Source organism: Bradyrhizobium zhanjiangense (assembly GCF_004114935.1).
In the GTDB taxonomy this organism is placed as follows: Bacteria; Pseudomonadota; Alphaproteobacteria; order Rhizobiales; family Xanthobacteraceae; genus Bradyrhizobium; species Bradyrhizobium zhanjiangense.
Genome location: NZ_CP022221.1, coordinates 3,871,626 through 3,884,970 on the forward strand (window position 1 = coordinate 3,871,626; position 13,345 = coordinate 3,884,970).

General features: G+C 63.6%; 13 protein-coding genes. 8 read left to right on the forward strand and 5 right to left on the reverse strand.

What is annotated here, in order from left to right:
- Positions 1–134: 134 nt before the first annotated feature.
- A complete protein-coding gene (gene purL / locus XH85_RS18160; RefSeq protein WP_128932899.1) occupies positions 135–2,345 on the forward strand; it encodes a phosphoribosylformylglycinamidine synthase subunit PurL in 2,211 nt (736 codons plus the stop codon).
- Between the two features lie 183 nt (positions 2,346–2,528).
- Here the strand turns inward: purL and XH85_RS18165 are convergent, their stop codons facing one another.
- On the reverse strand, positions 2,529–3,719 hold the full coding sequence (locus XH85_RS18165; RefSeq protein WP_128932900.1) for an acyltransferase family protein: 1,191 nt from the start codon (positions 3,717–3,719) through the stop codon (positions 2,529–2,531).
- Positions 3,720–3,895: 176 nt separating this feature from the next.
- Between XH85_RS18165 and XH85_RS18170 the strand changes: the two genes are divergently transcribed.
- Positions 3,896–4,069: a DUF1328 domain-containing protein gene (locus XH85_RS18170; protein WP_007612121.1), complete on the forward strand. Its 174-nt coding sequence runs from the start codon at positions 3,896–3,898 to the stop codon at positions 4,067–4,069.
- Positions 4,070–4,175: 106 nt separating this feature from the next.
- On the opposite strand, the gene XH85_RS18175 is transcribed toward XH85_RS18170, so the two are convergent.
- Positions 4,176–4,535: a DUF427 domain-containing protein gene (locus XH85_RS18175; protein ID WP_128932901.1), complete on the reverse strand. Its 360-nt coding sequence runs from the start codon at positions 4,533–4,535 to the stop codon at positions 4,176–4,178.
- Between the two features lie 174 nt (positions 4,536–4,709).
- Between XH85_RS18175 and XH85_RS18180 the strand changes: the two genes are divergently transcribed.
- Together XH85_RS18180 and XH85_RS18185 are read left to right on the forward strand one after the other, a co-directional pair.
- Entirely contained in the window at positions 4,710–4,955 is a 246-nt protein-coding gene (locus XH85_RS18180; protein ID WP_128932902.1) for a BolA family protein, read from the forward strand.
- 39 nt (positions 4,956–4,994) lie between these two features.
- Positions 4,995–6,176: a low temperature requirement protein A gene (locus XH85_RS18185; protein ID WP_128932903.1), complete on the forward strand. Its 1,182-nt coding sequence runs from the start codon at positions 4,995–4,997 to the stop codon at positions 6,174–6,176.
- Positions 6,177–6,186: 10 nt separating this feature from the next.
- On the opposite strand, the gene egtD is transcribed toward XH85_RS18185, so the two are convergent.
- Positions 6,187–7,158 (reverse strand): L-histidine N(alpha)-methyltransferase, encoded by a 972-nt coding sequence (egtD, locus tag XH85_RS18190; RefSeq protein ID WP_164940184.1) that lies wholly within the window; start codon positions 7,156–7,158, stop codon positions 6,187–6,189.
- 48 nt (positions 7,159–7,206) lie between these two features.
- Positions 7,207–8,505: an ergothioneine biosynthesis protein EgtB gene (gene egtB / locus XH85_RS18195; RefSeq protein ID WP_164940192.1), complete on the reverse strand. Its 1,299-nt coding sequence runs from the start codon at positions 8,503–8,505 to the stop codon at positions 7,207–7,209.
- 250 nt (positions 8,506–8,755) lie between these two features.
- Between egtB and grxD the strand changes: the two genes are divergently transcribed.
- From grxD to XH85_RS18215, 4 genes are read left to right on the forward strand one after another with little or no spacing between them, the layout of a single operon-like run.
- Complete coding sequence (gene grxD / locus XH85_RS18200) at positions 8,756–9,082, forward strand: Grx4 family monothiol glutaredoxin (RefSeq protein WP_061883061.1); 327 nt, start codon at positions 8,756–8,758, stop codon at positions 9,080–9,082.
- A 3-nt stretch (positions 9,083–9,085) separates the two neighbouring features.
- Positions 9,086–9,637 (forward strand): O-acetyl-ADP-ribose deacetylase, encoded by a 552-nt coding sequence (locus XH85_RS18205; protein WP_128932906.1) that lies wholly within the window; start codon positions 9,086–9,088, stop codon positions 9,635–9,637.
- 46 nt (positions 9,638–9,683) lie between these two features.
- On the forward strand, positions 9,684–10,970 hold the full coding sequence (locus XH85_RS18210) for a serine hydrolase domain-containing protein (protein ID WP_164940185.1): 1,287 nt from the start codon (positions 9,684–9,686) through the stop codon (positions 10,968–10,970).
- A gap of 1 nt (position 10,971) precedes the next feature.
- Positions 10,972–12,231, forward strand: a complete 1,260-nt coding sequence (locus XH85_RS18215) for a serine hydrolase domain-containing protein (protein WP_206734824.1) — start codon at positions 10,972–10,974, stop codon at positions 12,229–12,231.
- Positions 12,232–12,263: 32 nt separating this feature from the next.
- On the opposite strand, the gene XH85_RS18220 is transcribed toward XH85_RS18215, so the two are convergent.
- Positions 12,264–13,331 carry a threonine aldolase family protein gene (locus XH85_RS18220; RefSeq protein ID WP_128932909.1) on the reverse strand — a complete coding sequence of 356 codons (1,068 nt, stop codon included), beginning with the start codon at positions 13,329–13,331 and terminating at the stop codon, positions 12,264–12,266.
- Between the last annotated feature and the right edge of the window lie 14 nt (positions 13,332–13,345).

A 13,345-nucleotide genomic window follows, 5' to 3' on the forward strand; every position in this document is an offset into this window, starting at 1 on the left:
GCGCCGTGCAATTCCTGTTCCCGCGGGGCCCCCGCCGCAAAACGTGGGACAGCGGGAAAATGCGCCATAAAGGGCTTTTCCAAGCCCTCCGATGTTCCTAAGAACGGCCAAAGCCCGCCGAAAGCCCCGAATCCATGAAGAATGAACCCAAGATCACCCCCGAACTGGTTGCCGCCCACGGGCTCAAGCCCGACGAGTATGAGCGCATCCTCAAGCTGATCGGGCGGGAGCCGACCTTCACTGAACTCGGCATCTTTTCGGCGATGTGGAACGAGCATTGCTCGTACAAGTCGTCGCGTATCCATCTGCGCGGCCTGCCGACCAAGGCGCCCTGGGTGATCCAGGGCCCGGGCGAGAATGCCGGCGTAATCGACATCGGCGATGGCCAGGCCGTGGTCTTCAAGATGGAGAGCCACAACCACCCAAGCTACATCGAGCCCTATCAGGGCGCGACCACCGGCGTCGGTGGCATTTTGCGCGACGTCTTCACCATGGGCGCGCGCCCGATCGCTTGCCTCAATGCGCTGAGCTTCGGTGCGCCGGAACATCCCAAGACGCGGCACCTCGTCTCCGGCGTCGTTGCCGGCGTTGGTGGCTATGGCAATTCCTTCGGCGTGCCGACGGTCGGTGGCCAGGTGCGCTTCCACACCCGCTATGACGGCAACATACTCGTCAACGCGATGGCGGTCGGCCTCGCCGATGCCGACAAGATCTTCTATGCGGCCGCCTCCGGCGTGAACATGCCGATCGTCTATTTGGGCTCCAAGACCGGACGCGACGGCATTCACGGCGCCTCGATGGCGTCGGCCGAGTTCGACGACAAGTCCGAGGAGAAGCGCCCGACCGTGCAGGTCGGCGATCCCTTCGCCGAGAAGCTGCTGCTGGAAGCCTGCCTCGAGATCATGGAGAAGGGCTGCGTCATCGCGATCCAGGACATGGGCGCGGCGGGCCTGACCTGCTCGGCGGTCGAGATGGGCGCCAAGGGCGATCTCGGTGTCGATCTCGATCTTGATGCGGTGCCGACCCGCGAGACCGGCATGAGCGCCTACGAGATGATGCTCTCGGAGAGCCAGGAGCGCATGCTCATGGTGCTCAAGCCCGAGAAGGAAAAGGAAGCCGAGGCCATCTTCACGAAGTGGGGCCTCGATTTCGCCGTGGTCGGCTACACTACGCCGAGCAAGCGTTTCGTGGTCAAGCATGGCGGCGACGTCATGGCCGACCTGCCGATCAAGGAGCTCGGTGACGAGGCGCCGGTCTATGACCGCCCGCATGTCCCCTCCGCCGCGTTGCCGATCGTGCACGCCCGCGACGTTGCGACGCCGATAGGCCTCGGCGCGGCGCTGGAGAAGCTGATCGGCACGCCCGACATGTGCAGCAAGCGCTGGGTCTGGGAGCAGTACGACCACGTCATCCTCGGCAACACCATGCAGCGCCCCGGCGGCGATGCCGCCGTGGTGCGCGTGCAGGACGGGCCGAAGGGCCTGGCGCTGACCGTCGACGTCACGCCGCGCTATTGCGAGGCCGATCCGTTCGAGGGCGGCAAGCAGGCGGTGGCGGAAGCCTGGCGCAACATCACCGCGGTCGGCGGCAAGCCGCTGGCGATCACCGACAACCTCAATTTCGGCAACCCTGAAAGGCCCGAGATCATGGGGCAGTTCGTCGGCTGCCTGAAGGGTATCTCGGAAGCCTGCCGCACGCTCGACTTCCCGGTCGTCTCCGGCAACGTCTCGCTCTACAACGAGACCAACGGCCGTGCGATCCTGCCGACGCCCTCGATCGGCGGCGTCGGTCTGCTCGACGATTTCACCAAATCCGCTTCGCTCGCCTTCAAGGCCGAGGGCGAGGCTATCCTGCTCGTCGGCGAGACCCATGGCTGGCTCGGCCAGTCGGTTTACTTGCGCGACATCTGCGGCCGCGAGGAGGGCGCTCCGCCGCCGGTCGATCTCGCCGCGGAAAAGCGCAATGGCGATTGCGTGCGCGGCATGATCCATGCGGGCACTGCGACGGCCGTGCACGATCTCTCCGACGGCGGTCTCTTGATCGCGCTCGCCGAGATGGCGATGGCGAGCGGCATCGGCGCAAAATTGCTCGCCGCGCCGACCGCGCTTGTGTCGCAGGCCTATTGGTTCGGCGAGGACCAGGCACGCTATCTCGTCACTGTGCCGGAAACGGAGGCCGGCCGCGTGCTCGCCAAGATGCGCGGATGCGAGGTGCCCTGCGTGCGGATCGGCACCACCGGGGGCGATGCGATCGCCATCGCGGGCGAGGCGCCGGTGGCGATCGACACGCTGCGCAAGTCGTTCGAGCGCTGGCTGCCGGAGTATATGGGCGGGAAGGCGGCGTAAGCCGTTCCCCCGCTCTCCGTCATTGCGAGGAGCAAAGCGACGAAGCAATCCAGACGGTTTCCGCGGAGGGACTCTGGATTGCTTCGTCGCAAGGGGCTCCTCGCAATGACGAGTTGAGAGACCTTGGCCTCACGATAAGTCCCGTAGCCCGGATGGAGCGTGCGCTCCATCCGGGCTACTGGGTCACAGCACCTTCGTTGCCCCGGGGATCTGGCGCAAGGCGCGCGTTAGCGCCCAACTGAACGCGACTGTCAGCACGAACCCGATCGTCGCCTTGACGATCGCTGGCAGCTCATAATCAAACAGCCAGTATTGCAGCCAAAGCGCGATCGGGTAGTGCACCAAAAACATGCCGTAGGCGTCCGACTGCATCGGATCGAGTAGCTTTGCTGAGCCTGATTGTCTGAACCTCTGGAAAAAGGCCAGGATTAAAAACATGATAGCCACGCTGAAGACAGCGAAGCAGATGGCATAGAGCCCCTCATACCAGTTCGGCAGCGGCGACGGATTTCCCAGTATTTCGCGCTTGATGAAGATCAGCCCCCAGAGCAGGCAATACGGAATGATCGTCAAGACCATCCAGTCCCAGCTGACCTTCGCCATCCGGCCGTCTGCCGCGAGCAGGCCGCGATCCATATTCGCGACGCCAATGCCGGCACCGAAAAAGAAGTAGCTCGCATAGAGCATCACACGCCCGTGCTGCACCGAGAACGGCCCGAACTCGAACCAGTTGCCTGGACCATAATACATCAGCCCGGGAACATAGAACGCTGCGGTGACGGCAAGCATGACCGCGAAGAACACGGCGGGCCGACGGCGACCGTGCAGCGAGAGGCGGTTGATCGGATCGAGCAGGGTGGGTGACAGCCGATGCAATATGCAGGCGACCACGTCGAATCCGAGCAGGACCCAAAGGAACCAGATCGGCCCGCTCGGCCACGGGCCCTTCGTGATCATATTCCACCAATATTCCGAAAAGCCGATCTCGGGATGGTGTCTGAGCGAGATGGCGTAATAGGCGAGCGGAATGATCGTGAATGCGCAGATCACGAACGGCAGGCCAAGCCGAAGCAGGCGATCGGCCAAATAGTTCAGCGGTCCCTTGCGGGCGATGCCCGACCACGCAAACAAGCCCGACAGGAAGAAGAACATCGCCATGAAGAAGCTGTCGGTGGCGAGCACGATCATGTCGAAGCCGAAGAAGAATTTCGGGTCGGTATGACCGAAGTAAGTATAGGGGATGACGGCATGGTGCAGCAGCACCACCAGCGTCAGGAAGGTACGGGCACGATCGAGCGACAAATTGCGCGTCTTGGCCTTGGGTGCGGCATGTGCCTCTGCGCCGATCGTCGCCGAATGTGACATCGTCATCATGATTGCCCCGCGCTCCCGCCCCGGCTGGACTGTGCCGCCGGGAACCTGATTCAGCAAGGGCCGTTTGGGTCGCTCTTCAGTCCCCGGACCCCTTAGGAACCAGTTCCGCGTAACGAAGTTAGGGTTCGCGAAAAGAGCGTGAGGCCGCGAGGGGCGGCACCAATTCGGAGCTGGCGATGACGATCCTGAAGTGGGCGCTGATCTTCTTACTCGTTTCGATCGTGGCCGGTGTGCTCGGCTTCACCGGCATTTCGGCCGCCTCCGCCGATATCGCCCGCTTCCTGTTCTACGTCTTCGTCGTGATCTTCCTGGTGCTGCTGATCCTGGGGCTCACGATCTTCAGGGCTTAGCTTAGGTTCGTGTCAGCACCAGACCCGGAATCTCGAGATTCTCAGGTGCGCAACTGCGCACCAGGGTTCGGTCCTGCGGACCGCCCCGGAATGACGGCATCCAAAACTACCCCACTTCCTCGATCTTCACCTTGTCCGGATAGAAGGCCAGATGGCCGGAAATCTCCGTCATCGCGGGGAAGGGCGTCTCGTAGGTCCAGATCGCGTTGTCCAGCGTCTTGCCGTCGGTTTTGACGCTGTAATAGTTCGCATCGCCCTTGTACGGACAATGGGTGACGCGGTCGGTGCGCTCGAGCAGGGCCATGTTGGTGTCCTCCCGTGGCACATATTGCACCGCCGGATATTTGGCCTCCTTCAAGGTCAGCGCTTTGCTGGTCTCGGCGATCACGATGTCGCCGGCCGTGACGCGGACGCGCCGGGGATTTTGGGTGATGGTGATGGGATGGTCGGGCCCTGGAAGCTTCATGATGTCACGCCTTTTCGATCAACCTGCCGCGCGCGGCACTTTGTCGTGCCTTCCTGTCGGGATCAGGGATATAGTGCCTGAGTGCGTGACGGTGAAGGCCGTTCACGCTAAGTTTGGCCGTGCCGGTGAGGGGACCCCGGCAAGCGATTCGAGACCAGAAGGAGCGAGACCAGAATGCCCATGGACGCCCACGATATCGAGGCGATGATCAAGGCAGCAATCCCCGATGCCGAAGTGACCATCCGAGACCTCGCCGGCGATGGCGACCACTATGCTGCGACCGTGATCTCGGAATCCTTCCGCGGCAAATCCCGCGTCCAGCAGCACCAGATCGTCTATCAGTCCCTGCGCGGCCAGATGGGCGGCGTGCTGCATGCGCTGGCGCTGCAAACCGGGGTACCCGGCGGGCCGGGCACTTGATCTGACGGGCACCTGATCCAAGCGCGACGGGGCACGAAGATGGCTGCGGAGAATCCGCGCGGCGCGATGTTTCGCGTCATCGGTCCGAACCAGCACAGCCGTGTCACCAATGCCGAGCTGTTCTTCGACCTCGTCTTCGTCTTTGCCGTCACACAAGTTTCGCACACGCTGCTGCACCATTTTACGCCGCTCGGCGCGGTGCATGTCGCGGTGCTGTTTCTCGCGGTATGGTGGGTGTGGGTCTACACCGCCTGGGTCACCAACTGGCTCAATCCCGAGCTGACGCCGGTCCGCATCCTGCTGTTTGCGATGATGCTCGGCGGCCTTGTGCTGTCGACCACGATTCCGACCGCCTTCGAGGGGAGGGGTCTGTGGTTTGCGATCGCCTATGCGACCATGCAGGTGGGGCGTACCGCGTTCTGGCTGTTCGCGACCCCGCATCACCGCACCGCGGTGCGGCACAACGCGATTCGCATCCTGACCTGGCTCTCGATCTCCGCGGTGCTGTGGATCGCAGGCGGCCTCTCCGAGGGTGATACGCGGCTATGGCTGTGGATCGCGGCGGTGACCTGGGAGTACATCTCCCCGGCGGCGCGCTTCTGGGTTCCGAAGCTGGGCTTCTCGTCGGTCGAGGCCTGGGCCGTCGAAGGCGCGCACATGGCCGAGCGCTGCTCTCTGTTCGTCATCATCGCGCTCGGCGAGGCCATCGTCGTCAACGGCGCCACTTTTGCCGAGCTGACGTGGAGCGCGGACAACATCCTCGCCTTCGTCTCGGCGCTGGTCGGCGCCATCGCGATGTGGTGGGTCTATTTCCACAAGGGGGCCGAGGCCGGCTCCGAGCGCATCTCGAAGTCCACCGAATCCGGCCGGCTGGCGCGGCTCGCCTACACCTATCTGCACATGCCGATCGTCGCCGGCATCATCCTGACCGCGGTCTCGGACGAACTGGTGCTGAAGCATCCCACCGGCCATTCCGACCTGCGGACCATCGTGAGCACGATCGGTGGTCCCTTGGTGTTCCTGGTCGGCGCCATCCTGTTCAAGCACGCGATCCGCGGCTTCCTCCAGCTCTCGCACGGCATCGGCATCATCCTGCTGCTGGTGCTGAGCTGGTTCGCGTCGGAGCTATCGCCGCTCTGGCTTTCGGTCGCAACGACCGTGATCATGATCGTCGTGGCGGTGTGGGAGTCGGTGTCGCTGGGAGCGGCAACCGAGGAGTAGGCGCGGAGGCCTACTCGGCCACCTCCAGCGCGTGCACGGAGAACATCTTGGCCGCGTCTGTCCAGCTTTCGCGCACACGCCAGCCCGCGCCCTGTGCCAGTGATGCGAAACGCTCGATACTGTATTTGTAGCTGTTCTCGGTGTGGATGCTCTCGCCGGGGCGGAACGAGAAGGTCGTGCCGAGCAGACGCACGGTCTGGCTCTTCTTGCTGATCAGGTGCATCTCGATCCGGTGCCGCTCGCGGTTGTAGATCGCACGATGGGTGAAGGCGGAGAGGTCGAAATTGCCGCCGAGCTCGCGGTTGATGCGCACCAGCACATTGAGGTTGAAGCGCGCGGTGACGCCGGCGGCATCGTTGTAGGCGTCGTGCAGTACCCGCTCATCCTTCTCGAGATCGGCGCCGATGATCATCTGCGCGCCCTTACCGAGGATCTTGCGGGCGCTCTTCAAAAAGGCTTGCGCTTCCTGCGGCTCGAAATTGCCGATGGTCGAGCCCGGGAAGAAGCCGACCTTGGGCATGGATGCGACCGCCCTGGGCAGCTCGAACGGCGTGGTGAAGTCGGCGGCGACCGGATAGATGCCGAGCGCGGGAAAATCCCGCTTCAGGCCGTTTGCCTGCGCCTTCAGGAAGTCGCCGGAGATGTCGACGGGCACATAGGCCGCGAACTTGCAATGGCCCAGCAGCAGGCGGACCTTCGTCGTCGCGCCGGCGCCGAACTCGACCAGCGCCGCATGCTCCGGGATAATCTTCGCGATGTCGCTGCCGCGCTCCCTCAGGATCGCAAGCTCAGTGCGCGTCGGGTAATATTCCGGCAGGCGCGTGATCGCCTCGAACAGCTCTGACCCCGTCGCATCATAGAAATATTTCGGCGACAGCTTTTTCGGCTGCTGCGAGAGGTCCTCGATCGCCTCGCGGGCGAAGGCAGTCGTCTGCTCGTCGGGGAGATGGGCTTCGGCCAAAGCGCTGGCGTGCACATTCATGATACTCTCCTGAACGCGCTGTCCGGCGCGCATTTGTCGTCGGAATTTTTAGTCGTAGTCGGCGAGCCGCAGCCCCGTGAACTGCCAGCGGTGGTGCGGGTAGAAGAAGTTGCGATAGGTGATACGGCTGTGGCCTTCAGGGGTTGCAAGCGAGGAGCCGCGCAGCACCAGCTGGTTGACCATGAATTTGCCGTTGTATTCGCCGAGCGTGCCTTCAACGGCGCGGTAGCCGGGGTAGGGCGCGTACGAAGAGCGGGTCCATTGCCAGACGATGCCGAAGGCATCGTTGAGCTGGCCGGCGCGCGCGGCGACCTCCCATTCCATCTCGGTCGGCAGGTGTTTTCCAGTCCAGCGGGCGAACGCGTCCGCCTCGTAATAGCTGACGTGGCAGACCGGCGCGTTCGGATCGATCGGCTTGAGGCCGGCAAGCGTCATCACGTGCCACGCGCCATCGACCTCGCGCCAGTGGCCCGGAGCCTCCCAGCCCTCGTTGCTCACCGTGGCAAAGCCGTCCATCAGCCACAGCGTTGCGGTCCGGTAGCCGCCGTCGCGCATGAAGGCGAGCCATTCACCGTTGGTGACGAGATGGCGGGCGATCTTGACCGGGCCAACGAGGGCGCGATGCGCCGGCTTCTCGTTGTCGAAATGGAAGCTGTCGTCGACATGGCCAACGGTGTGGATGCCTTCGTTCAGAGACAGCCAATCCTCGCCGGCACGGGTCGCGGCCGGGAAGCGCCAGTCCGGATCATAGGTCGGGGAAACCGGATTCTGCGCGAAGGCGTGCAGGATGTCGGTGAACATCAATTCCTGATGCTGCTGCTCGTGATTGAGCCCGACCTCGACCAGCGGCGCGATCTCGCGCAGCTTGGCCGCGCTGGCTTCGCGGAAGAATTTGACGACGGCCGCATCGACATATCTGCGATAGGCGCCGACCTGGTCGGCGCTGGGACGGGTGATGTCGCCGCGGCGATGCCGAGCATGACGCGGGCCGGCGCTGACGTAATAGGAATTGAACAGGAATGCGAAATCGGGGTGGAAGGGCCGGTAATCAGGGCAATGTTCGCCGAGCAGGAATTGCTCCCAGAACCAGGTGGTATGCGCCCGGTGCCATTTGATCGGGCTCGCATCCGGCATGGACTGGATCTGCTGGTCCTCGGGTGAGAGTGGCGCCGCCCGGCGTTCGGTCTCGTTGCGGACGGTGAGAAACGCGTCTCCCAGCCGCTGGGCGAGCTTGCCCGGGTCGGAGGACGGTGACGAAAGCGGAGCGGGGGCCGTAGCGGAGGCTTGTTTCGTCACGTTTTTCTCCAGACAGGACAAGAGAACGTTGTTGGCGCTACCCGGTTCCAAAACCAAGGTTCGTCCTAGATAGGGGCTCCGTTATGGTATGAAAGTCCTCTCCGGCGATGATATTGATGTCATCAGCCTATGGACCGGCGGGGCTCTGACCGGCCGCCCAAGTCCAGGACGAGGGCCCTTCGCCGCCATTTTACTTTGGATGCACAACGGTTTGGGCTACATATATGGGCAGATGTCGGGTTAGATCGGCTGAGCCGGCCCGAGACAATTGGTGGGGGCTCCGCCCCGGAAGGACATGGAAATGAGCATCGAGGAATTCATCGCCAACGAAGTGAAGTCGAACGACGTCGTTCTGTTCATGAAGGGCACGCCGCAATTTCCGCAGTGCGGGTTCTCCGGCCAGGTCGTCCAGATCCTCGACCATATCGGCGTCGGCTATAAGGGCCTCAACGTCCTCGAATCCGCCGAGCTGCGCAACGGCATCAAGGAATATTCGAACTGGCCGACCATCCCGCAGCTCTATGTGAAGGGCGAGTTCGTCGGCGGCTGCGACATCGTCCGCGAGATGTTCCAGGCCGGCGAATTGCAGCAGCTCTTCTCCGAGAAGGGCGTCGTCGTCGCGGCTTGATGCATGACCCAGCTGACGCGCCGTGTCAGTGGCGCCGAGCTCGAGGTCATCGTTGCCGACATCACCACGCTCGGCGTTGACGCCATCGTCAACGCCGCAAATTCGTCTCTCCTTGGCGGAGGCGGCGTCGATGGGGCGATCCACGACGCTGCCGGTCCCGAGCTTCTCGCCGAGTGCCGGACGCTCGGAGGATGCCCGACCGGCGATGCCAAGATCACCAAGGGCTATCTTCTGTCTGCGCGCCATGTGATCCATGCTGTCGGCCCCGTCTGGCATGGCGGCAGCCACGGCGAGGCGAAGGCGCTGCGCTCGTGCTATCGTCGCGCGCTCGAGCTCTGTCAGGCCAATGGGCTGAACTCGCTGGCCTTCTCCGCGATCTCCACTGGCGTTTATCGTTTCCCGGCCGGGCAGGCCGCGAAGATTGCGGTTCATACGACCATCGACACGTTGCCGGCCGCGCCCTCGGTCAGCCGTGTCATATTCTGTTGTTTCTCGGAGCGAAGCGCCGCCCTTCACATGGACGTGTTGGCGCGGTACGGCAGCCCTTGTGCGTGACGACGCGGTCAGTACACTCCGCCGGACCATGTTCCGGGGAGGGGGTATGATTTCACAATCTGGACTGCGCGCGCTGGTCTGCGGCGCGCTGGTGTCGCTTGGCGCGATGTCGTCCGCGCATGCGGAGGGCACCTACGAGATTCCGGCCGGCGCGCATTTCAACCAGGACAAGCTCGCGAAGGTCAGCGAGTTCTTCAAGAACGAGGTCGCCACCGGCAAGATCGCCGGCGCCACCGTGCTGATCAAGCAGCACGGCAAGCCGGTCTACCACGAAGCCTTCGGCGTGCAGGACGTGGTCAGCAAGGCGCCCATCACCGACAAGACGATCTTCCGCCTGTTCTCGATGACCAAGGCGATCACCTCCGTGGTCGCGATGCGATTGATCGAGGATGGCAAGGTCAAGTTAGATGATCCCGTCTCGAAATACATCCCGTCCTTCGCCAATGTGAAGGTCGGCGTCGAGAAGAAGGCGGAGGACGGCACCAAGTCGCTCGAACTGGTGCCGCCCAACCGGCCGATGACCGTGCTCGACCTGATGCGTCACACCTCTGGTATCACCTATGGGTTCTATGGCGACAGCCTGGTGCGCAAAGCCTATCGCGAGGCCAATATCTATGCCGGCGATTTCGACCTTGCAGAGTTCGCCGAGCGGATCGCAAAACTGCCGCTGCACAATCAGCCGGGTGCGCTTTGGCAATATGGCCATTCCACCGACGTGCTGGCGCGTGTGATGGAGATTGCGGCCGGCAAGCCGCTGATCGACATCATGCGGGAAAAGCTGCTCGACCCGCTCGGCATGGTCGATACCGGCTTCTTCGTTACGGCACCCGAGAAGCAGAAGCTCCTGGCGCAGCCGGTGCCGAACGACAGCGATTTCCGGGTCGGCCGAATCAACGATCCGACCACCGTCAAGAAAATCCAATTCGCCAGCGGCGGCATGGTGACGACCATGGCCGACTATGAGCGCTTTGCGCAGATGCTCCTCAACGGCGGCAGCCTCAACGGCAAGACCATCCTCAAGCCCGAGACATTCAAGCTGATGGTGACCGATCAGGTCGGCCCGAAATCGGGCGTCGACCGCGACTATTTCTACTTCCCCGGTGACGGTTTTGGCTTCGGCCTCGGCCTCGCAGTCCGCACCGATCCCGGCAATGCCAAGCCGCCGCCACCCGGCGATCTCGGCGAATTGAAGTGGGACGGTGCCTCCGGCTGCTATTTCGTGATCGACCCCAAGCAGGACATGTTCTTCGTCCTCCTGGAGCAGACTCCTACCGAGCGCCAGCGGGTGCAACGGACATTGAAGCAGTTGGTCTATGAAGCCATGGAGAAGTGATGTGCGCGGGCGCCGCGCGCTGATCGCGGCGCTCGTTGTTCTGTTTGGCGTGGTCGGTGCGCGTGCGGGCTCCGAGCGCGCTGCGCACAAATTCTCGCCTGAAGGCCTCGCAAAGGTCTCCGACTACATCCGGAACGAGATCGCCACCGGTAAGATTCCCGGCGCCATCCTGCTGCTCCAGCAGCACGGCAAGCCAGTTTATTACGAGAATTTCGGCGTCCGTGACGTCGCGACCGAGATCTCGATGAGCGCGGACACGATCTTCCGCCTCTATTCGATGTCGAAGCCGATCACCTCGGTCATGGCGATGATGCTGGTCGAGGAGGGCAAGCTTTCGCTCGACGATCCCGTCTCGAAATACATTCCGGCCTTCGCCAAGATGAAGGTCGGCGTCGAGACGAAGGCCGAGGACGGCAAGGTCGCGCTGGTGCTGGAAGCGCAGAATCGTCCCGTCACGATCAAGGATCTGCTGCGCCACACCTCGGGTCTGCCTTATGGCTATCATGGTGGCGGCATGGTGCGCGAGCTCTATGCCGAGGCCAATCTGTTCCAAAGCAATCTCAGCAATGCCGACTTCGTCGCGAAGATCACCACGCTGCCGCTGGTCGAGCAGCCGGGCACCGCGTGGGATTACGGCTTTTCCACCGACGTGCTCGGCCGCGTCGTCGAGGTCGCTTCCGGCAAGACGCTGCTCCAGTTCGAGAAGGAGCGGCTGCTCGATCCGCTCGGCATGACCGAGACCGCGTTCTTCGTCGCCGATCCCGCCAAATTTCCGCGCGTTGCCGAGCCGATGCCGGAGGACCGCAACATCAACCCGACCACGCCGGTTCGCGACATCAGGCGGCCGTCGAAGTGGGAATCGGGCGGCGGCGGCATGGTCGGCACGATCGGCGACTACGCCCGTTTCGCGCAGATGCTGCTGAATGGCGGCATCTACGAGGGACGGCGTTATCTCAAGCCCGAGACCATCGCGCTGATGGCGTCCGATCATATCGGACCTGAGACGAAGATCGCGCGCGACCAGAACTATTATCCGGGCGACAGCTCCGGCTTCGGCCTCGGCTTTGCCGTACGCACCGCGGTGCCGCCGGGTACGGCGTGGCCGCTTGGCGAGTATCGCTGGGACGGCGTCGGCGGCACCTTCTTCTTCATCGATCCCGAAGACGATCTGTTCGGGATCTTCATGGTGCAGACCCCCTCACAGCGCGGCCGGATCCAGCTGGCGCTGAAGACGCTGATCTATCAGGCGATGGGGCGGTGAGCTCGACCATTACGCCCCTCGGGCTACCTGACTTACGCTCCGCGCACGATCTCGCGCACGTATCCGATCGTCTCCTCGATCTGGCTCGCATTGACGTCGAGATGGGTGCAGGCGCGGATGCGGCCGTCCATCATCGCAAGCGTCACGCCGCGCTGGCGTAGCGCTGCGACCATCTTGTCGCCGGGAATGCCGGCGCCGTCGGGCTTGAAGAATACCAGATTGGTCTCGGGCTCCTGCACCTCGATGCCAGAAATCTGCGACAGCCCGCGGGCGAGCGCGCGCGCATTGGCGTGGTCGTCGGCAAGGCGCTCGACGTGATGGTCGAGGGCGTAGATGCAGGCCGCGGCGCAGATGCCGGCCTGCCGCATCGAGCCGCCGAGGCGCTGCTTCCATTGCCACACCGCGTCGATGAAGGCGCGTGAGCCCGCAAGCACGCCGCCGATCGGCGCCCCGAGGCCCTTGGAGAAGTCGATCCAGGCCGAATCCCATCCAGCGGTCATGTCGCGCGGCGAGATTCCGCTCGCCACGGTGGCGTTGAGTAGGCGCGCGCCGTCCATGTGGGTGATGAGGCCATGCTGCTTCGCGATCGCGACGATCTCGTCCAGCGCCGCCTTCTTCCAGATCGTGCCGCCGCCGATATTGGCGGTCTGCTCGACGCTGACGACGGTTTGCGGCGGCTGGTAGCGCGTGCGCGGATGCAGCGCCCTGCGCAATGTGTCGGGCGTGAACTGGCCGTCGGCGCCCTTCAGCTGCGTGACCTGGAAGCCGCCGATCGCCGCATGCGCGCCGCCTTCGCGGGCGATGATGTGCGCGGTCTCGTGGGCGAGGATCTCGTCGCCGGGACGGCAATGCACCAGCGTCGCGGTGACGTTGCACATCGTGCCAGAGGGCATGTACACCGCGGCTTCCTTGCCGAGCAGATCGGCCACGCGCTCGCACAGCGCGTTCACCGTCGGATCGTCGCCGACCTGCTCGTCGCCGACCTCCGCCCGCGCCATCGCCTCGCGCATCGCAGCGGTTGGCTTCGTCTGCGTGTCCGAGAGCAGATTGATGCGCACCGGCGGCGCCTTGGGATCGACGGGGGGAGGGGTGTAGAGCATCAACTTGCTCCCTG

Bases quoted from the DNA above. Each gene is read 5' to 3' on its own strand.
- XH85_RS18205 (WP_128932906.1), top strand. From the start codon at position 9,086: ATGACCCAGCTGACGCGCCGTGTCAGTGGCGCCGAGCTCGAGGTCATC.
- XH85_RS18180 (WP_128932902.1), top strand. From the start codon at position 4,710: ATGCCCATGGACGCCCACGATATCGAGGCGATGATCAAGGCAGCAATC.
- XH85_RS18220 (WP_128932909.1), bottom strand. From the start codon at position 13,331: ATGCTCTACACCCCTCCCCCCGTCGATCCCAAGGCGCCGCCGGTGCGC.
- egtD (WP_164940184.1), bottom strand. From the start codon at position 7,158: ATGAATGTGCACGCCAGCGCTTTGGCCGAAGCCCATCTCCCCGACGAG.
- XH85_RS18165 (WP_128932900.1), bottom strand. From the start codon at position 3,719: ATGATGACGATGTCACATTCGGCGACGATCGGCGCAGAGGCACATGCC.
- XH85_RS18185 (WP_128932903.1), top strand. From the start codon at position 4,995: ATGGCTGCGGAGAATCCGCGCGGCGCGATGTTTCGCGTCATCGGTCCG.
- XH85_RS18175 (WP_128932901.1), bottom strand. From the start codon at position 4,535: ATGAAGCTTCCAGGGCCCGACCATCCCATCACCATCACCCAAAATCCC.
- XH85_RS18210 (WP_164940185.1), top strand. From the start codon at position 9,684: ATGATTTCACAATCTGGACTGCGCGCGCTGGTCTGCGGCGCGCTGGTG.
- purL (WP_128932899.1), top strand. From the start codon at position 135: ATGAAGAATGAACCCAAGATCACCCCCGAACTGGTTGCCGCCCACGGG.
- XH85_RS18170 (WP_007612121.1), top strand. From the start codon at position 3,896: ATGACGATCCTGAAGTGGGCGCTGATCTTCTTACTCGTTTCGATCGTG.
- grxD (WP_061883061.1), top strand. From the start codon at position 8,756: ATGAGCATCGAGGAATTCATCGCCAACGAAGTGAAGTCGAACGACGTC.